20 protein-coding genes are annotated in these 17,906 nt (G+C 73.2%); 7 read left to right on the plus strand and 13 right to left on the minus strand.

Going from position 1 to position 17,906, the window contains the following annotated elements; all coding sequences use genetic code 11:
* Positions 1-11: 11 nt before the first annotated feature.
* The 10 genes from IF01_RS0124260 to IF01_RS0124305 all read right to left on the minus strand — a co-directional run bounded on the left by IF01_RS0124260 (position 12) and on the right by IF01_RS0124305 (position 8,584).
* Positions 12-1,655: a fused response regulator/phosphatase gene (locus IF01_RS0124260; RefSeq protein ID WP_030395642.1), complete on the minus strand. Its 1,644-nt coding sequence runs from the start codon at positions 1,653-1,655 to the stop codon at positions 12-14.
* Positions 1,652-3,460 (minus strand): ATP-binding protein, encoded by a 1,809-nt coding sequence (locus tag IF01_RS0124265; protein ID WP_037781025.1) that lies wholly within the window; start codon positions 3,458-3,460, stop codon positions 1,652-1,654. The genes IF01_RS0124260 and IF01_RS0124265 overlap by 4 nt, the downstream gene beginning before the upstream one ends.
* Positions 3,457-4,665, minus strand: coding sequence for an ATP-binding SpoIIE family protein phosphatase (locus IF01_RS0124270; protein ID WP_030395644.1), 1,209 nt, complete (start codon positions 4,663-4,665; stop codon positions 3,457-3,459). Before IF01_RS0124270 ends, IF01_RS0124265 begins: the two co-directional genes overlap by 4 nt.
* Positions 4,653-5,069, minus strand: coding sequence for an anti-sigma regulatory factor (locus IF01_RS0124275; RefSeq protein ID WP_030395645.1), 417 nt, complete (start codon positions 5,067-5,069; stop codon positions 4,653-4,655). Before IF01_RS0124275 ends, IF01_RS0124270 begins: the two co-directional genes overlap by 13 nt.
* Positions 5,066-5,443 (minus strand): STAS domain-containing protein, encoded by a 378-nt coding sequence (locus IF01_RS0124280; protein WP_030395646.1) that lies wholly within the window; start codon positions 5,441-5,443, stop codon positions 5,066-5,068. Before IF01_RS0124280 ends, IF01_RS0124275 begins: the two co-directional genes overlap by 4 nt.
* Entirely contained in the window at positions 5,440-6,282 is an 843-nt protein-coding gene (locus IF01_RS0124285; RefSeq protein ID WP_030395647.1) for an STAS domain-containing protein, read from the minus strand. The genes IF01_RS0124280 and IF01_RS0124285 overlap by 4 nt, the downstream gene beginning before the upstream one ends.
* 684 nt (positions 6,283-6,966) lie before the next feature.
* Positions 6,967-7,197, minus strand: coding sequence for a hypothetical protein (locus IF01_RS51585; protein WP_030395648.1), 231 nt, complete (start codon positions 7,195-7,197; stop codon positions 6,967-6,969).
* Between the two features lie 44 nt (positions 7,198-7,241).
* Positions 7,242-7,394, minus strand: coding sequence for a hypothetical protein (locus IF01_RS48475; RefSeq protein ID WP_157855336.1), 153 nt, complete (start codon positions 7,392-7,394; stop codon positions 7,242-7,244).
* A gap of 43 nt (positions 7,395-7,437) precedes the next feature.
* Positions 7,438-7,608: a DUF5670 family protein gene (locus IF01_RS0124300; RefSeq protein WP_030395649.1), complete on the minus strand. Its 171-nt coding sequence runs from the start codon at positions 7,606-7,608 to the stop codon at positions 7,438-7,440.
* Positions 7,609-7,777: 169 nt separating this feature from the next.
* The gene (locus IF01_RS0124305) at positions 7,778-8,584 is read right to left on the minus strand and encodes an exodeoxyribonuclease III (RefSeq protein WP_030395650.1); all 807 of its coding nucleotides are present in this window, start codon (positions 8,582-8,584) and stop codon (positions 7,778-7,780) included.
* A gap of 275 nt (positions 8,585-8,859) precedes the next feature.
* Here IF01_RS0124305 and IF01_RS0124310 point away from each other — a divergent pair, with 275 nt between their 5' ends.
* The 3 genes from IF01_RS0124310 to IF01_RS0124320 all read left to right on the plus strand — a co-directional run bounded on the left by IF01_RS0124310 (position 8,860) and on the right by IF01_RS0124320 (position 10,996).
* Positions 8,860-9,633, plus strand: coding sequence for a GntR family transcriptional regulator (locus IF01_RS0124310; protein ID WP_037781027.1), 774 nt, complete (start codon positions 8,860-8,862; stop codon positions 9,631-9,633).
* Positions 9,634-9,836: 203 nt separating this feature from the next.
* The gene (locus IF01_RS48480) at positions 9,837-10,586 is read left to right on the plus strand and encodes a nucleotidyltransferase domain-containing protein (RefSeq protein WP_030395652.1); all 750 of its coding nucleotides are present in this window, start codon (positions 9,837-9,839) and stop codon (positions 10,584-10,586) included.
* Positions 10,586-10,996: a hypothetical protein gene (locus tag IF01_RS0124320; RefSeq protein ID WP_030395653.1), complete on the plus strand. Its 411-nt coding sequence runs from the start codon at positions 10,586-10,588 to the stop codon at positions 10,994-10,996. Before IF01_RS48480 ends, IF01_RS0124320 begins: the two co-directional genes overlap by 1 nt.
* Before the next feature lie 106 nt (positions 10,997-11,102).
* Here the strand turns inward: IF01_RS0124320 and IF01_RS0124325 are convergent, their stop codons facing one another.
* Together IF01_RS0124325 and IF01_RS0124330 are read right to left on the minus strand one after the other, a co-directional pair.
* The gene (locus IF01_RS0124325; RefSeq protein ID WP_030395654.1) at positions 11,103-12,290 is read right to left on the minus strand and encodes an ROK family protein; all 1,188 of its coding nucleotides are present in this window, start codon (positions 12,288-12,290) and stop codon (positions 11,103-11,105) included.
* A gap of 438 nt (positions 12,291-12,728) precedes the next feature.
* A complete protein-coding gene (locus IF01_RS0124330) occupies positions 12,729-13,499 on the minus strand; it encodes an SDR family oxidoreductase (RefSeq protein ID WP_030395655.1) in 771 nt (256 codons plus the stop codon).
* 194 nt (positions 13,500-13,693) lie between these two features.
* Here IF01_RS0124330 and IF01_RS0124335 point away from each other — a divergent pair, with 194 nt between their 5' ends.
* The 3 genes from IF01_RS0124335 (at position 13,694) to IF01_RS0124345 (ending at position 16,560) form a co-directional block, all read left to right on the plus strand.
* Positions 13,694-14,383, plus strand: coding sequence for a class I SAM-dependent methyltransferase (locus IF01_RS0124335; RefSeq protein WP_078880272.1), 690 nt, complete (start codon positions 13,694-13,696; stop codon positions 14,381-14,383).
* 81 nt (positions 14,384-14,464) lie between these two features.
* Positions 14,465-14,902 (plus strand): GNAT family N-acetyltransferase, encoded by a 438-nt coding sequence (locus IF01_RS0124340; protein WP_030395657.1) that lies wholly within the window; start codon positions 14,465-14,467, stop codon positions 14,900-14,902.
* Between the two features lie 224 nt (positions 14,903-15,126).
* Positions 15,127-16,560 carry an aminotransferase class I/II-fold pyridoxal phosphate-dependent enzyme gene (locus IF01_RS0124345; RefSeq protein WP_051756111.1) on the plus strand — a complete coding sequence of 478 codons (1,434 nt, stop codon included), beginning with the start codon at positions 15,127-15,129 and terminating at the stop codon, positions 16,558-16,560.
* 23 nt (positions 16,561-16,583) lie between these two features.
* Here the strand turns inward: IF01_RS0124345 and IF01_RS0124350 are convergent, their stop codons facing one another.
* Positions 16,584-16,946 (minus strand): winged helix-turn-helix transcriptional regulator, encoded by a 363-nt coding sequence (locus IF01_RS0124350; protein WP_030395659.1) that lies wholly within the window; start codon positions 16,944-16,946, stop codon positions 16,584-16,586.
* A gap of 94 nt (positions 16,947-17,040) precedes the next feature.
* On the opposite strand from IF01_RS0124350, the gene IF01_RS0124355 reads away from it, so the two are divergent.
* Complete coding sequence (locus IF01_RS0124355) at positions 17,041-17,880, plus strand: SDR family oxidoreductase (RefSeq protein ID WP_030395660.1); 840 nt, start codon at positions 17,041-17,043, stop codon at positions 17,878-17,880.
* Positions 17,881-17,906 lie beyond the last annotated feature (26 nt).

Genomic DNA, 17,906 nt, shown 5'->3' on the forward strand with positions numbered 1-17,906 from the left:
CGGACGTGTTGTCAGTGGAGTCGGGCGAGCAGCAGGGCGACGTCGTCCGCCTGGGCCTTGGCGAAGGACTCCAGCAGGAGGCCACCGGTCTCGTCGAGGTCCCCGGGCGCCCGGGAGAAGGACTCCCGCAGGGCGGCCAGCCCGATCTCCAGGTTCTCCCCGGGAACCTCCACCAGGCCGTCCGTGACCAGCAGCAGTGTGCTGCCCGGGGGAGTGTCGTGGGTGGCCGCCGGTGGTTGCGGCAGGTTGAGGCCGAGCAGGATGCCGTGCTCGGTCAGGAAGTGGGCCGATCCGTCGGGCAGCCGGAGCAACGGTGGCAGGTGGCCCGCGTTGGCGATGCGGACGCGGCGCCGGCCGGGCTCGACCAGTACCAGGCAGACCGTTGCGGTGATGCCGGGGCGCAGCTGGACCAGAAGCGCGTCGAGCCGCTGGAGCAGGGTGCGCGGGTCGTGGCCCTCGATCGCGTAGGCGCGCAGGGCGTGGCGCAGTTCGCCCATCACCATGGCGGCCTCGAGGGAGTGCCCGGCCACGTCGCCGATCGCCAGCAGCAGACCCGCCGGAGTCTCGATGGCCTCGTAGAAGTCACCCCCGATCTCGCTGCGGTCGGAGGCGGGTTCGTAGCGGACGGCGAGGTCGACGCCTTCGGTGGCGGGCAGCCGGGCGGGCAGGAAGCTCCGCTGCAGGGTCAGCGCCAGGGCGTGCTCCTCCGCCTGGCTGCGCAGGGCCTCCAGTGCCAGTGCGGTGGCCTGGGTGAGCTGGGAGAGCAACCGGTGCTGGTCCAGATCCTCGGCCGCCGACGGGTCGACGGCCACGGCCACCAAGGGCCGGCCCGGCTTGGTCCGGGCGACCAGCAGGGTGACGGGCTCCACCGGCAGGCCGTGGTCCTGGGTGAAGTCGGTTGCCAGCGCGTCCTGCCACTGCGCGGCCGTCAGCCGCACCGTGTCGGTACCGGTGGCGTCGCCGAGGGTGTGGTGCGCGAGGGCGTCCAGCAGGGCGGCCGAGCCGGTCGACAGGCGGACTTCCGGAGCGGACTCCGCTGCCCCGGACAGGACGCAGTGGGCGAGGTGCAGGTTCTCCCGGTGCGGTCCGAGGACGATCGCGGAGGCCTGTGCGGCGCCCAGTTCGATCGCGCCCAGCGCGGCGGCGGTGACCATCGCGTCCGCGTCGGCGGCACCGTAGAGCGCGAGTGTGCTGCGGTGCAGCGCGGCGACGCGGTCCGCGAGCCGCTCCGCCCGGCGGCGGGCTCGGGTGTAGCGCAGTACCGCGGTCACGGTGGCCTGCAGCTCGGCCGGGTCGATGGGCTCGGTGAGGTAGGCGTCCGCGCCGCGGTGCAGGCCCTGGGTGCGGTCACTGGCCTCGATCGCGGTGGCGGAGATGTGGACGACCGGAAGGTCGGTGGTGTGCGGCCGCTCCTTGATCCGCTCGCACACCTCGAACCCGGTCATGTCCGGCAGGCGCACGTCCACCAGGGCGATCTCGGGCAGCTCGTGCGCGGGAGTGCCGGTCAGCAGCGCCAACGCCTGGGCGCCGTCGACGGCTTCCACGACCTGGTGGCCGGCCCGGCGCAGCCAGCTGCCGAGGATGTAGCGGGTGGTGGCGTTGTCGTCCAGTACCAGAACGGTGGCTGGTCCGGTGTCGGGAACGGGCGCGGTCACGGACCCTCCTCGGGTTCGGCGGCCGCTTCCGGTGGCGTCGGACCGGGCGCGGCCGGACGGTCGGTGAAGAGTGCGGACGCCAGCCGTCCGCTGGTCAGGGCCGTCTTGGACAGTACCGCCCGGGCATGGACCAGCCGCTCGCGGTCGACGGAGGACAGCGTGGCGGAGGTCAGGACGACGACCGGCAGCCGTCGCAGGTCCGGGTCGGCGCTCAGCAGGGCGAGCACCTGGTAACCGTCGAGGCCGCTCATCTGCAGGTCCAGGAGGATGCCGTCGGGCCGTTCGCGCCGGATGGCGGTGACGGCCTCGCTACTGTCCGCGATCTCCACGATCCGGTCGGCGATCCCGTGCAACAGCGGTCGCAGCACGGTCCGGAACGCCGCGTCGTCGTCCACCACGAGCAGGGCGGCCGGGCGCGCACCGTCGTCCGCGGCACCGCTCGGACCGGTCGGCAGCCGCACGGTGATGGTCGTCCCGGCATCCGGGGCGCTCTCCAACCGCATCGTCCCGCCGAGCAGTTCGACCAGGCGCCGGGCGTACGGCAGACCCAGCCCGGTGCCGTGGCGGCCGCGCTGGTGCGGGCCGCGGACCTGGTAGAACTCCTCGAAGACCCGCTCGTGCTGGTCGGCCGGTATGCCGATCCCGGTGTCGGCGACAGTCAGTTCGAGCTGCCCGGCCGCGCCGGCGCGCGCGGGATCCTCCAACCGGGCGTCCAGGGTGACCGACCCGGCCTCGGTGAACTTCAAGGCGTTGGACAGCAGGTTGCGCAGGATCCGGGCGAGCATCGTCTCGTCCCCGACGATCGGGGCACAGGCGTCCGGAACGGTCACGGTGAGCGTGACACCGGGGCGGGCGAGTCCGCGCAGCGTCCCCTCGAGGTGGGTGAGTACGGCCCGCAGGTCCAGCGGAGCCCAGGCGGGTTCGAGGTTCCCGGACTCCGCCTTCGCGACGTCCAGGAGCTCGTCGACCAAGGTGAGCAGGGTGCGCCCGGAGTCGGCGATCAGCGAGAGCTGCTGCTCGCGCTCCGCCGGTGCGGCGTCGACATCGGTGAGCAGCAGCTCCGCCAGCCCGACCACGGCGTTGACGGGGGTGCGAAGCTCGTGGCTGACGTTGGCCCAGAGCCGGCTCTTGGCTTCGCCGGCCTCGCGCAACTGCTGCGACTTCTCCTCCAGTTCGCCGTAGAGAGCGACGACGCCGCGGTTCGTCTCCTCCAACTCCTCGGACAGCTCGGCATAGAGCGCGACGACGCCGCGGTTGGTCTCGGCCAGCTCCTCGTTGAGGCGCTTGAGTTCCTCGCCCTGGGCCCGGGTCCGTTCGAGCGCCGCGATCAGGTCGCGGTTCTGGGCGCGCGAGTCGTCCAGCTCGGTCGAGCCGGCGTGGGAACGGAGCAGCCGCTGCGCCTCCTCCGCGCCCGCGGAGTGCCCGTCGAGCGGATGCACCAGCCGCTGCTCCAGACACACCCACCCGCCGTGTCCGGTCTCTCCCTGGCTGGTGGGGAGCATCCGGGTGCAGGCCTCGAGGGCGTCGGTGGACGGGGCGGGACCGCCGAACCGCTCCAGCGTGACGCGGAGCACGGGCCGGGAGCCGGGGTGGACGTCGAAGTGGGTGGTGAGCCGGTCGGCGCCCAGCAGGTCCCGGCTGAGCTCGCTCAGCGCGGTCGCCAGTCGGACCGCGTCCTGGCTGTCCGCCCCCAGCAGTTCGGCGACCGCCTTCCCGAGGCGGCGCAGGGCGAAGCCGTCCTGTGCCGAGCTGGTCCTTACCGTCCCCAGCCGCACGGGCGGCCGGTCCGGCGCGCCGGAGCTCACCACATGCCCTTCGCCACGAGGACTCCGGCATCGTCCCGCCGGATTCCGGCCTCCCGCAGCAGCAACGCTGCGGCCGTGGCCGGCAGGTGGGAGAGCATCCCCGGCAGGGCCGCGGCCTGCCAACGGTCGGTCAGTCCGTCCGAGTGCATGACCAACGCGCTGCCCGGGGCGAGCTGGTGGCGGACCGTGCGCAGCGTCGGCAGCTGGTGGCCGACGATGCCCGGTGTGGACGGCAGCGCCCGCCTGGTCCCGGTCGCCGGGTCCACCACGAAGGCGCTGACGTTGCCGACACCGCAGAGGCTGACCCGCAGCTCGGCCGGTTCCACCAGGGCGACCGCAACCGCTCCGCCGCGTCCCGAGCGCAGGGCCTGGTGGATGTCGGCCAGGAGCGCGTCCGGGCTGCCGGCCCTACTGCGTCGGAAGGCCGCTACCGCGTCGACGGAGGCTCTGGCCGCCAGCGGACCGTGACCCAGCCCGTCGCAGAACACGAGCAGGAATGCACCGGTGTCGTCGGCCGGCAGCGGAGCCGGTGCGGGCGCCGGTGCCGCGCGCACGAGGCGCTCGGAGGCGCCCGGGCGCGTGGCGGTACCGGTGAGCACCGACCAGTCCAGGACCGCGGGGGAGCGGTGCGGCCGGCCGGGAACCGGTGCGGCCGACCGGTCGGCAGGCAGCGGCCGGGCGGCCCAGGCGTCCCCGCACAGCTCCTGGCCGCTCATCGGCCGGGTGATGCCCGCGACCACCGGCTCGCCGTCGGCGGCGGCACGGCGGCCACCGGGCGTGCGGTTCCAGAACCGTGCGGTCAGCACCGTGCCCCGGCCCGGCAGGGAGTGCACGTCGAAGGTGTCGGCCAGACGCGAGATGGCCCCCAGGCCGATGCCGAGCGTGCCGCGGGAGGAGACGCCGTCGGTGAGTGAGCGGGGGACGTCGGCCATGCCGGGGCCGTGGTCCAGGGTGACGAACTCCAGGGCCGCCTCGCTGTCGGTCCGCACGACCCGCAGCAGCAGCGACCCGTCGCGGGCGTGCCGGCGCAGGTTGGTCGCCGCCTCACTGACCGCCAGGCAGACCTCGGCGACCCGCTCGGGCAGCAGCGCGGCGCGTTGCGCGAGCGTCCGGGCCGCGCTGCGCGCGGCGGCGGGAAGCGACTCGGCGTCCCGGAACCAGGCCACGTCCTCGCACTCCAGGAGCGGGACCGTCAGCGCGCCCATTTGGTCACCGACACCTTGGTACCGACGCCGGTCCGGCTGTCCAGCTCGAAGTCGTCCACCAGGCGCCGCGCACCGCTCAGCCCCAGTCCCAGGCCGCCGCCGGAGGTCCAGCCGTCGGTCAGCGCCAGGTCGAGGTCGGGGATCCCGGGACCGCTGTCCTCGAAGACGGCGTGCACGCCGCGCCGGCCGTCCCGGCGCACGGTGGCGCAGTGCATCGCACCGCCGCCTCCGTAGACCAGGGTGTTGCGGGCCAGTTCGCTGGCGGCGGTGACCAGCTTGGTCTGGTCCACCAGGGAGAGTCCGCACTGCTGCGCGAGGGTTCGGACCAGCTGCCGCGCCCGGACCACGTCGTCGTTGGACACGATCGGGACGGTCTGCTCCACGTCCTCGGCCAACCTGGTCATCCGCGGTCCGCACTCGTGGCGCGGCCGCGCTCGAGGAGGGCGAGCCCCTTCTCGAGCGTCAACGCGGTGCGCACACCACCCAGCGACAGTCCGAGTTCGACCAGGGTGATGGCCACGGCCGGTCGCATGCCCACCACCACGGTCTCGGCGTCGAGCATCCGGGAGATCGCGGCGGCGTTGGCCAGCATCCGTCCCACGAAGGAGTCGACGATCTCCAGCGCGGTGATGTCGATCACGACGCCGATCGCGCCGGTGGTCACGATCCGCTCGGCCAGGTCGTCCTGGAGGTCCAACACGGTCTGGTCCTCCAGGTCGATCTGGATCGACACCAGGAGCACCCGGCCCAGCTTGAGGATGGGGACGCGGTCGGTCACTTCGGACCACCCGTCGCGGCGGGCTCGGTGCCGATGCGCCGCAGCACGTACCGCAGGGCGTCGGCCAGCGTCGCCTTGGTGACGATGTCGTCGAACCGGACGCCCAGCGCGACCAGGGTCTGCGCGATCTGCGGCCGGATGCCCGAGATCGTGCACTCCGCTCCCATCAGACGGGCGGCGACCACCGTCTTCAGCAGGTGCTGCGCGACCTCGGTGTCCACCGCCGGCACGCCGGTGATGTCGATGATGGCCTGCTCGGACTCCGAGTCCACCAGGCTCTGCAGCAGCTTCTCCATGACGATCTGGGTCCGCGCGGAGTCCAGCGTGCCGACCAGCGGAACCGCGACCACGCCCTCCCACAGCTTCACCACGGGGGTGGACAGTTCGAGGAGCTGCTCCGCCTGCGCGCTGATGATCTCCTCGCGCGTGCGGGCGTACGCCTCGATGGTGAACAGGCCCAGCGCGTCCAGCAGCCGGCCGAGCTGGAGGTAGGCGCTGATGTCCTCGGCCGAGCTGGTGGCGGTCGGTGCCACTACGTCCTTGCAGGCGAAGAGGCTTGTCGCCGTCTCCGTGGGAGTGAACCCGTGCTGGGCGCGGTTGCGCGACAGTTCCACGAGAAGTGCCCGGACCTCGGAGTACTCCTCCGCCCGCCAGTTCAGGCCGCCCTCCCGAAGGGCTTGGCCGAGCGCCTGGTAGAGGTCGGTCAACTCCCGTTCCAGTTCGGCGCGGCTGATCCGGCCCCGGAGGATCTCGGCCACCGCCTCGACCCACCTGTCCAGGATCTCGCTGTCGTGCGTCAAGAGCCGGACCAGCCGCTCCGACGATTCCGCTGCCGCCATCAGGCGCTCTCCTCCATTGTGGGTGTGCCGGTTCCGGGGAAGCCCGGACGAGTGGGACCGGTCGGATGGCGAGCCGAGCTGGTGACAGACGGGCGCCCGGTTCGACCCGGCACCGAGGCGAACCGGACGCCCTTCTGCCCCCGGATCCGATTCCCATGCACCTGGATGCGACCTTTTTCTCCGGCGGTCCGATCAACGGTGCAACGGCGGAGGAACGGACAGAAGCGGGTGGCCGCGGATCGGCGGGTGCCGCGTCCCCGGGCCGGCGCGCGGCACCCGCCGGCGCCTGCGGATCGCTCGCCCGCCTGAACGCGGACATCGAGCTGTGAGCGCGCGGTACCCAGGTGTGGGGGCTGCCGCTCCGGGCAGACGGGGGACGCATCAGCGGCGTTCACCGGTACAGGCACGCACGTCGGCTCCGGGCGGAGATTACCTCGGCCCAGCGGGCCGCTTCTCCGAGGAGAGAGGAATCGCATGTTCGTGGGGCTAGGCACCGCCGTCCTCATCGTCGTCAGCGCTCTTGCCGTTCGCGCGCTCCGGCGAAGGTGAAGCGGGCGCGCGGGTGCGCCGCCCGCGAAACGCGCGCGGCGCACCCGCCCCATGACCCGCGAGCTCCCCGGCCGAGGCCGAGGAGGCACTTGCCCAGCGGTCGGACCGCTCGCCCACCGCGGCCGGACTGGCCGATCACCTCGGGGCGAGCGAGGGCGAGGTGGTCGAGGGACCGGCCGCCGCCAACGCCCGCACCGCAGGCTCCCCGCACCGCCGGCTCCCCGCACCGCCGGCTCCCCGGACCGGTCCGTTGAGCCGGGCCAGGACGACGGCGTTCCACTGGTCGACCGGCTGCTGGGTGCGGACATCGTCCTCCTGGTGGCCGTCCGGAACCGGCGCGAGGCGCCTGGACAGCGCGGATCGCACTGTCCAGGCGCCTCGCGCCGATGTCGAAGCGGTCCTCGGTCGGGTCAGGTGCGGGTGTGCCGGGCCCTCGTGGTGCGGTCGGTCCGGACGACGGCGACCCGTGGCCGGTGGCCGCGGGACGCGGTGTCCGGTGCGCCGGCCGTCAGGATCGCCGCCAGGGCGAGCGGCACCAGCATCGGTGACAAGGTCGTGGTCATGGTTCAGTTCCTCTCGTCCGCAGCGAAAGCCCGGCCGACTCGGTCACCACCGGTACCAGCGGCTTCGAGTGCCGGAGGCGCCGGTGCTGCGGGCCACGAAACCCACCAGCCAGACCACCAGGACGATGACCGCAACCCACCACAGCAGCTTCACCGCGAAGCCGAGGCCGAAGAGCAGCAGGGCGAGCAGCAGGACGAGAAGAAGGGGAACCATGGAGACCTCCAGAATCGGTGTGGCAACCGGATGCCCCGAGTCCGGACAGCTATTCGTAGGAATCGTCCCGGTGTTGTGCGGGTGGCCACAGTAGGCACCGTTCGCCCCCACGGCCGTGACGACCGTGCAGAACGCCGCAGGACGGGCGCAGCAACGAACCGCGAGGACGCTACTCGATGCTCAGGTCGAACACGGCGGTGACGGGCGCGTGGTCGGACCAGCGCTCCGCGTGGGTCTCGGCGCGTTCGACGTAGGCCTCGACGGCCCGGTCGGCCAGGCCGGGGGTGGCGACCTGGAGGTCGATCCGCCAGCCCGAGTCGTTGTCGAAGGCGCGGCCCCGGTAGGACCACCAGGAGTAGGGGCCGGTGCGGTCGGGGTGGAGGCGGCGGACGACGTCGACGTAGCCGGCCTCGTCGTAGACGCGGGAGAGCCAGGCGCGCTCCTCGGGGAGGAAGCCGGCGGCCTTCTGGTTGGACTTCCAGTTCTTGAGGTCCTCGGGGCGGTGGGCGATGTTCCAGTCGCCGCAGACCACGACCTCGCGGCCGTCGGCGGCGGCGCGGGTGCGGAGCTTCTGCAGGTGGACGAGGAACTCCGCCATGAAGCGCTCCTTCTCCTCCTGGCGTTCGGTGCCGACTTCTCCGGAGGGGAGGTAGAGGCTGGCCACGGTCAGGCCCGGCAGATCGATTTCGACATACCTGCCCGAATTGTCGAATTCGGCCGATTCGAAGCCGATGGCCGTCCGGCTCGGCTCCTGGCGGGAGAGCACGGCGACGCCGGCCCGGCCCTTGGTGGCGGCCGGGGCCCACACCGCGTGCCAGCCGTCCAGGTCGCGGAGCTCCACCGGGAGCTGCTCGGGCTCGGACCGCACCTCCTGCAGGCAGATCACGTCCGCCTCGGTGGCGGCGAGCCACTCGACGAAGCCCTTCTTGGCCGCCGCCCGGATTCCGTTCACATTCACACTTGTCACCACGATCACCCGGGCAGCCTATCCAGTGGCACCGACAGGAGCGGGATGCGACGCGTCCGCTTGGGTGGTTGGCGTGAACGCACCATGAAACTGTGAGGTGGTCGTGCCGGGGGTCGCCATTGGTCTTGACCATCTCCCGATCCAGCCCCTAGGGTCACTTACTGCAAAGACCTTTAATAAAGAAGGACGGAAAAAGCCCGCTCTCCCACCTGCCGCAACAGCGGGCAGCGGGCCGGAACCGACCTCTTTCGGGCACAGCGGAAGAAAACCGGGTGGAGGACATGGTGGGAACGACTGGGCAGCTCACGGCGGTTCCGGAGCCGAAGTACTGGCACCTGCGCACGGTGCTGCTCCGCGCCATCGACACGGAGTTCTCCACCGGCCAGATCCTCCCCAACGAGCGTGAGCTCTCCGCCCGCTTCGGCGTCGCCCGGGCCACCCTGCGGCAGGCGCTCGACCAGCTGGAGCTGGAGGGCCGACTGGTCCGCCGGCGCGGCATCGGCACCCTGATCGCCGCCCCCCGGGTCGGTGTCCCCGTGAACCGGCAGGAGGAGGGCTGGCCCGGCGCCGCCCGCAGCCAGGCCTGGCGCACGGTGGACTGCACCACCGCGCCGGCCGCCCGTCGGCTGGCCGCGGCGCTCGGCGTCGCCGAGGGCGCGCCCGTGCACACCGTCCGCCGGGTCCGTCTGGTCCAGGGACAGAGCATGGCCTCCGAGTCGCTGCACGTGCCGGCCGCGGTGCTGCCGCACCTGCCCGGCTTCCGCGCCGAGAGCGACCGCGCCCGCTCGGTGCTGCGCCAGCTGGAGCGCCTGGAGGTCGACGGCGAGTCCCGCTCGGTCGAGCTGGGTGTCGCCGAGGCCGAGGAGGCCGCCCTGCTGGAGCGCCCGCCCGGCTCGCCGGTCCTGGTGATGACCACCCAGTACGCCGCCGCCGGCCGCCTGGTAGCGCTCGCCGTCGCCACCTACCGCGCGGACACCTGCAAGCTCACCTTCGGCGAGACCGGCCTCGTCGAGGTCACCCCCGTCGGCGCCACCCCCGTGGGTGCCGCCGCCTCCTGAACCACTCCCGAAAACCCTCAGGCCCAGGCCCGAACGCCCCACAGGCGTCCGGGCCTGGGCCGTTTCCGTCCCACCGGCACCGTGATCACCGCCACCCGGACCGACGTGCCGCGTCCGCGGGCCACCCCGCCCAAACCGGTCGTCGTCAAGACCGGCACCAGCTGGCGCACCACCGAGGACGTCCGCACCGAGACCAGCAGCTGGTGGGACGACACCTACCTCTACACCGCACCGACACCTGGATCACCGACACCACCTGCATCACCACCCACTACTCCGACGGCTCCTGGACCGGGAGCGGACCGCAGGTCAGCATCCGGCACCTGTGGGAGACGCTGCGCAAGGCCCTGATCGACTTCGCCAACCCGATCCAGCTGCCGACCCCCACCGACACCAACAGCCCCGACCCCCACGTCGACAACCCCACCGACACCGCCGGCGCCGGCCGCCTCCCCGGCGGAGCCCTCGACCCCACCCCGACCCCGGACGACGCCGGCGCCGGGGCGGCAAGAAGCCGCCGACGGTGGACGCCCCCAACTGCGACGCCAGCCCCGACGGAAGGCGTCCTTCCCCAGGGCGTGACCGCAGACAAGTTCGCCGAGGCGGCGGAGCAGCTCCGGGCCCACCCCCGGGGCCAGGAGGGCGACCTCGTTGTGCAGGGGAGCCGGGCGGCGGGCACGGCACGCCCCGACTCGGACATCGACTTCGCGATCAGGGTGAGCTCCGAGCGGTTCGACCAGCTCATCGGTGACTGCTTCGGCACCCCCAACCCCGGGAGCGCCAAGGAGAAGACCAGGAACCGGGCGGTCGAGTCGGGGAAGATCCAGGCGGGCGAGGCCGGGATGCGGGGCCTGCGCAAACTGCTGGCGAGGACACTGGGGATGAAGGTGGACCTGTCGGTCATCCGGATCGGCGGCCCCTTCGACAACCCGCCCTTCATCGGAGTTCCCTGATGGACCGCTACGAGTACTGCAAGATCTTCGTGCACGGCGCCGACCTCGAACGGACGGCCGGCCTGCTGGCCTCGCTGTTCGGCGCCGAGGTCGAGGACGACTCCCTGACCGTCGACGGGATCGTGGTCGACGTCCTGGAGAACCCGGACGGCGACCCGGACGAGGCGGACTTCGTGCGGTGGCCGGTGCTGGTCGAGGTGGAACCCCTCGACGCCACGCCGACGGCCACGGTCGCGCTGGTCTCCCGGCTCCTCGTCGGGTTACACGACGCCGGGCGGCTCGCCGTCGCCGCGTGCGACTACGAGGACGAGCTGCCGTGGAGCGGAGGCATCGAGCTCTTCCACCGGTGGGAGGCCGTCCTCGACCGCGGCGCGGCCGAGGACGGGAGTGATCGGCAAGACGGACCGTAGGGTCCGGAGCGTGAGGGCGGCCGGCCCGGGTGAGCACTCGGGCCGGCCGCCCTCACGTCGCAGCAGTCGGGCCGGTCGCGGGTCGGCCGTGGGCCGGCCGTGGGTCTCAGCTGCGGGGCGAAGTCGGCTCCGTCATCGGAGGGTTGACCGCGAAGAGCTGTTCCTCGACCTGGTCGAGGGCGACCCGGAGGGCGCCCATGGCGACCACCTCGGAGCCGAGGGCGGCGAGGGCGACCTCGGGGGCGCGGAGGGTGAAGCGGGCGAGCCGCTCGCGCAGCGGGTCGAGGACGCCGTCCAGGCCCGCGGCCCAGCCGCCGACGACCACCAGCTGTGGGTCGATGGCCAGGACGAGCGCGGCGACGCTCTGGACCAGGCGGGTCAGGAACCGGTCGGTGGCGACCTGCGCCACCTCGTCGCCCTCGCGGGCGAGCTTCAGCACCCGGGCCACCGCCGCCTCGTCCAGCGGGTTCAGCGGCTTGCCGGTGGTGGAGAGCAGCCGCTCCGGCGTCACCTCCTGGCCGAGCAGGTGCAGGGCGCCGATCTCGCCGGCCGCGCCGCCGAAACCGCGGTGCAGGCGGCCGTTGATGAGCGAGCCGGCGCCCGGGCTGAGACCGGCCATCACGAACACCACGTCGTCGGCGCCGACCGCCGCGCCCTGCCAGTGCTCGGCGATCGCGGCGAGGTTGGCGTCGTTCTCGATCATCACCGGGCAGCGGAACGAGCGCCGCAGCCGGGCGCCCAGGTCCAGGCCGGTCCAGCCGGCCATCGCGGTGCCCAACTGCACCGTGCCGTCCCTGTCGACGATGCCCGGCGTGCCGACGCCGACCGCCCACAGGTTGTCCCGGGAGACGCCGGCCTTGCGCAGCACCTCGGCGACCACCGACCGCACGGCGGTGAGCCGTTCCTCCGCGTCCAGGGTCTCCTCGACGGGTCTGAAGTGGCTGCCCACCACCACGCCGGCCAGGTCGGCGAGGATGATCCGGATGTCGTGGACGCCGATCTCGATGCCGAGGATGTGCCCGGCCTCGGCCCGGAACCGGAACCAGCGGGCCGGCCGTCCGCGCCGGCCCGCGCCGGGCTGGCCGTCCGGTTGCGGCGGCTGCTCGACCTCGGCGACCAGCCCGGTCTCCACCAGTCCCTCGATCACGCCCTCGACCGTCGGTCGGGAGAGTCCGGTGTCGCCGACCAGCTGGGTGAGGGTCACCGCATGGCCCTCGCGCAGTGCTCGGAGGGTCACCGCCGCGTTGATCCGCCGCAGTAGTGAGGAGTCGCCACCGGTGAGTCGATCCGCCAAGACGCTGCCCTTCGCCGTTCCGCGCGACTGCCCTGGCGCGCGTGCCGTGGACGCGGGCACGGCCGGCCGGGGCCGCCGGGCTGTGGTGCCGGAGGCCGCCCCCGGAGGGCCCGCGGGTGTCCGCCGCCCGACGGACCGGCACGGCGGCGCTGCGGCGCCTGCGCCGGGCCGGACGGCCTGTGCCGGATGCTACCGGGGCCCGGGCCCGACCGGCGAGCATCTTCCCAGCTCATCCCGGCTTCGGTATCGAAATGGTACGCACCGGGTGGCGGTGCGTGATCCGGGCTTCACCGGGCCTTCCCGGAAGCCGCTCCGGCGGGACGCGGGGGCAGGTCGGGCGGGGCGGGGCGGCCGGTCGGGTGGGGCAGGGCCCAGGGCTCGGCGCCGGCCGCAGGCGCTCGGCCCGGGCCGCAGGCGCTCAGTGCAGGCCGCGGGCGCTCAGCGCAGGCCGCCGGTCGCCCCGAGGTTCTGCCCCGAGACCCACCGCGCGTCCGGACCGACCAGGAACGCGACCACGTCCGCCACGTCGGCCGGCTGCCCGAGCCGCCGCAGCGGGGTCAGCCCGGCCACCGTCTCCAGCGCGTGCGGGGGATTGACGGACCGCAGCATCTCGGTCTCGGTCGGCCCGGGGGAGACGGTGTTGGCGGTGATCCCGCGCGGCCCCAGCTCCACCGCGGCGGCCTCGGTCAGCTGCTCCAGCGCCCCCTTGCCGGCCAGGTAGGCGGCCAGCCCCGGCATCGGGCGGCGGGTGTTGAGGGAGGAGATGTTGACGATCCGGCCGCCGTCGCGCATCCGCCGCGCCGCGTACCGGAGGGTGAGGAACACCGCGCGGGCGTTGACGGCCATGGTGGCATCGAAGTCCGCCGGGTCGGTGTCGGCGAGCGGGGCCCGGGTGACGGCGCGGGCCGCGTTGTTGACGAGGATGTCCAGGCCGCCGAGCTCCTCCTCGGCGGCCGCCATCAGCTGCTCCGGACCCTCCGGCGTGCCGAGGTCGGCGCGGACCGCGTACACCCGCCCGGCCCCGGTCGCCCCGGCGGCGGCGCTCGCGGCCACGGCGCGGACCACCTCGGCCGCCGCCGCGTCGTCGTGCGCGTAGCCGAACACCACGTCCGCGCCGTCCGCGGCGAGCCGCTCCACCACGGCCCGCCCGATCCCGCGCGAGCCGCCCGTGACGACCGCCGCGCGGCCCGCCAGCACCTTGTCCGACACCGTGACCCCCGCTCCCGGCCGGCCGCACACCGGCTCCGGGGAGAACCTACCCGCCCGGCGCGCCGTCCCGGGGGCGGGATTCGGCCGACTCGGGCCGGGGTCAACGCGACTGCGGGACCGGCCGGTTCGCGCTCGGGTCCCGGTCCGCCCGCGACGGTAAGGAGCACCTGCTCAGGGCCCGTATGCTGCTCGGCATGCTGAGCGACACACACCCGGCGGGTCCGGGGGCGGCCATGCGGTCGGACGAGGACTTCGTACGCGCGCAGACCGGCATCGCCCCGGTGCCGTTCGTGCCGGAGGTGCGCCTGCACATGGCTGAGGACGCCATCGCCCTGTGGGAGACCACCGAGTCGGCGCGCGGCGAGCGCGGCCTGCCGCCGCCGTTCTGGGCCTTCGCCTGGGCGGGCGGCGTCGGGGTGGCCCGGTACGTGCTGGACCACCCGGAGCTGGTGGCCGGGCGGTCGGTGCTGGACCTCGCGGCCGGCTCCGGCCTGGTCGGCATCGCGGCGGCGCTGCGCGGCGCCCGGTCGGTGCGGGCGGCCGAGATCGACGCCTACGCGGTCGCGGCGATCGGCGTCAACGCGGCGGCGAACGGCGTCCGGGTGGACGCGGCGGTCGAGGACCTGCTGGACGGCGACGGCGGGCCGGCCGAGGTGGTGCTGGCCGGGGACGTCTTCTACGAGCGGGCGATGGCGGCCCGGTTCCTGCCGTTCCTGCTCCGTGCCCGGGCCCGCGGCGCGGTGGTGATCGTCGGCGACCCCGGCCGCGCCTACCTGCCGCGTGAACGCTTCGCCGCGCTGGCGGCGTACGAGGTCCCGGTGGTGGCGGACCTGGAGGACACGGCGCTGAAGGCCACGACGGTGTGGGAGCTGGCGGGCGACTGACCCGTCCGTCCCGTTCGGTTGTTCCGTCCGGCGGTCGGAATTCGCGGTGGGACGGCGGCCGGTGCTGGTAGACAGTCGCCCATGATCGACTTCATTCTGCGCACCGCCGGCCCCGAGGAGGCCCCGGCCGTGCTCGCGCTGTGGGCCCGCGCCGCCAAGGGCACCAGCATCACCGACGACGCCGACGGGGTGGCGGCGCTGCTCGCCCGCGACCCGGACTGCCTGCTGGTGGCCGTCCGGGCCGACGAGCCGGCCGTACTGCTCGGCACCGTCATCGCCGGCTGGGACGGCTGGCGCTGCCACCTCTACCGCCTCGCCGTCGACCCGGAGCACCGGCGGCGCGGCATCGGCGCGGCCCTGCTGGCGGCCGCCGAGGAGCGCTTCGCGGCCCTGGGCGGCCGACGGGCGGACGCCATGGTGCTGGACGGCAACACCCTCGGCCACCGCACCTGGCAGGGCGCCGGGTACGGGCCGCAGCCGCAGTGGACGCGCTGGGTCAAGCCGCTGGCGGACGACTGACCCGTCCTGGGGATGCGGTCCGTCCGGGCGGTGCGCTTCGTCCACGCGGTGCGCTCCGTCCACGCGGTGCGGCCCGCCCCGGCGGTGCGGTCCGTCCGGGCGGTGCGGTCGCCGGATGGGCGAGGACGACTGGCGTGGCCCTCGGGGGCGTGGTGCGCTGGCGACGCACGTATACGAACCAATCCGGTTCCGCCGCGCCCTCCCCGGAAGTGAGCCCCTTCGCCATGACCCTTTCGACAGGCCCCACCGGCCCGACCGAATCCGCCGAACTGCTCGCGCGGATCCCCGACTTCGAGCAGGCTCTCGCCTACTACCGCCGCCACCTTGCCCCGGACACGGTCATCGACCTGTCCGTCGCGGAGAATGTCCTCGTCTACGAGGACTCGATGCAGAAGATGGTGTTCGACCACACCGTGCTGCTGCCGGAGGCCTACATCCACTACATGTCCGCGTACGGCAGCCCGGACCTGCGGAAGGAGGTCGCGGCGCTGCTGAGCAAGGCCTTCAAGGTCCCGGTCGAGGCGGGCGACGTGTTCGGCACCGGCGGCGTCGGTTCGGCGCTGGAGTGTCTGGCCTTCGCCCTCCAGGACCCGCCGCAGCCGGGCGAGGCCGGCCCGCCGCCGCTGGTGGAGGGGGACGCCGTCCTGCTGCCCGCGCCGTACTGGCAGGGGTTCAATTGGTCGTTCGAACAACGGCCGAAGCTGAAGTGCGTGCCGGTGAACCTGCCGACGGAGGGGCCGGAGCGGTTCCGGCTGACCCTGGACGCGATCAAGGAGGAGTACTTCAAGTACCACCGTCTCTTCGACGCGTTCCCCCGCCTGCTGGTGCTGACCAACCCGCACAACCCGCTCGGCGTCAACTACGACAAGGAGCTGCTGGAGGAGATCTACGGCTGGGTGATCGACGAGACCGACATGCACATCGTCTCCGACGAGATCTACTGCCATTCGCAGGTCCACGGCGTGCGGGTGCCGTTCACCAACGCGTTCGCCCTGGACGCGTACCGGAGGGCGCCGGAGCGGATCCACGTGGTGTGGGGGTTCGCCAAGGACTTCGGGCTGTCGGGGTTCCGGACCGGGTTCGTGGTGTCGAAGTACGGTCCCGTGCAGCGGGCGATGCTCGGCACGAAGGGCATCGAGGAGAAGAAGCACCCGATGTCCTGGTTCACCCCGGTCGATTCGCTGAAGCACTACGTGCTCGGCGCGATCCTGGAGACCACGGTCAACGGGACCGGTTCGGAGCTGTACACCGACTACGCGATGGGGCGCTACCAGGAGCTGCTGAGCGCGAGCTTCGAGCGGGTGAAGGAGCGACTGGTCGCCCGGGGCATCGAGTTCGTCCACACCGAGGGCGACAACCCGGCCCAGTTCTTCTGGCTTGACCTCACCGCGTACCTGGGCAAACTCCCGCCCGGCGGCACGGGAAGCGTCACCCCGCTGCCGTTCACGGAGAACAGCGGGGTGGACTCGGAGGAGCTGCAGCTGTTCAACTACCTTGCCGGCAGCCCCGCCGAGGTCACCCTCCTCCCCGGCGGAACCATGCACAGCCCCGCCCCCGGCTACTTCCGCCTGTGCTTCACCGCCTACCAGCCGGAGGTCGTCTGCGAGGCGATCGACCGCGTCGCCGACGCGCTGGCGGCGTTGGGGAACGCGGAGTAGCGAAGGAGTCCGACCCCCCGAGCTCAGGCCCGGTCGAGCCGGCGGGTGATCCGGCCGAGGAGGTCCTGCAGGGGTTCGCCGACGTCCCGGCCGAACTCGGTGAGCCCGTAGGTGACCTGGGGCGGTGTCGTCGGCTCGACCACCCGCCACACCAGGCCGTCCTGGACCAGCGCCCTCAGGGTCTGGGCGAGCATCTTCTCGCTGATGCCCCGGATGCTGTCGCGCAGTTCGAAGAACCGCAGGTCGTTGCTCTGCAGGGCGATCAGCACCCAGACGCCCCACCGGCTGGTCACATGGTCGACCGTGTCGCGCGCCGCGCAGTCGGTGTGAAACACCTCATACCGCCTGCCGGCCGCACCGCGTTCCAGCTGGACACCTTCCGTCATGTGCGGAGCTTACCCCGGGGTATGTCCTTACGAACGGTAAGCCAGCAGCTCTAGCGTCAGCAGTCCCAACGGGGCAACGAGCGAGGAGCTGACCATGATCGTGGTGACCGGGGCGACCGGAAACATCGGCAGGCCGCTGACGCGGGCGCTGGCGGAGGCGGGCGAGCGGGTGACGGCGGTGTCGCGGCACCCCGGGCCGGTGCCGGACGGCGTCCGCCAGCTGACGGCCGACCTGGCCGAACCGGCCTCCCTGGAGGGGGTGCTGACGGAGGCGAAGGCCCTGTTCCTGCTGCTCTCGGGCGATCTCCACGGCCCGGGCGGCGCTCCGGCCGAGCTCGTCCGCCGGGCGGCGTCGGCCGGGGTCCGGCGGATCGTCCTGCTCTCCACCCAGGGCGTCGTGACCAGGCCGTTCGGCCGGACCCGGATTGCGATGCGCGCGCTGGAGGACCTGGTCCGGGCGTCCGTGCCGGAGTGGGCGATCGTGCGGCCGGGCGGCTTCGCCTCCAACACGCTGTGGTGGGCCGAGTCCATCCGGACGGGGCGGCTGGTCGCGGCCCCGTTCGGTGACGTCGCGACACCGGTCGTCGACCCGGCGGACATCGCCGAGGTCGCCGCCGCCTGCCTGCTGGAGGACCGGCACCTCGGCGGCGCGTACGAGCTGACCGGCCCGGAGGTGATCAGCCCGCGCGGGCAGACGGCGGCACTCTCCGCCGCGCTCGGTGTGCCGCTGCGCTTCCACGAGCTGACCCGCGAGGAGGCCGGGGCCGCGATGGCCCGGAGCATGCCGGTGGAGCTCGCCGACGACACCCTCGACATCCTCGGCGCCCCGAGCGCGGCCGAACTGCGGATCGGCCCGGGCGTCCGGGAGGTACTGGGCCGCGACCCGAGGACCTTCGCCGACTGGGCCGCGCGCCATGTCGACGCCTTCCGCTGAGTGGCGCACGCCGGGCCGTCGGCGAA

Origin of the sequence: Kitasatospora purpeofusca, assembly GCF_000718025.1 — a bacterium.
Taxonomy (GTDB): Bacteria; Actinomycetota; Actinomycetes; order Streptomycetales; family Streptomycetaceae; genus Kitasatospora; species Kitasatospora purpeofusca.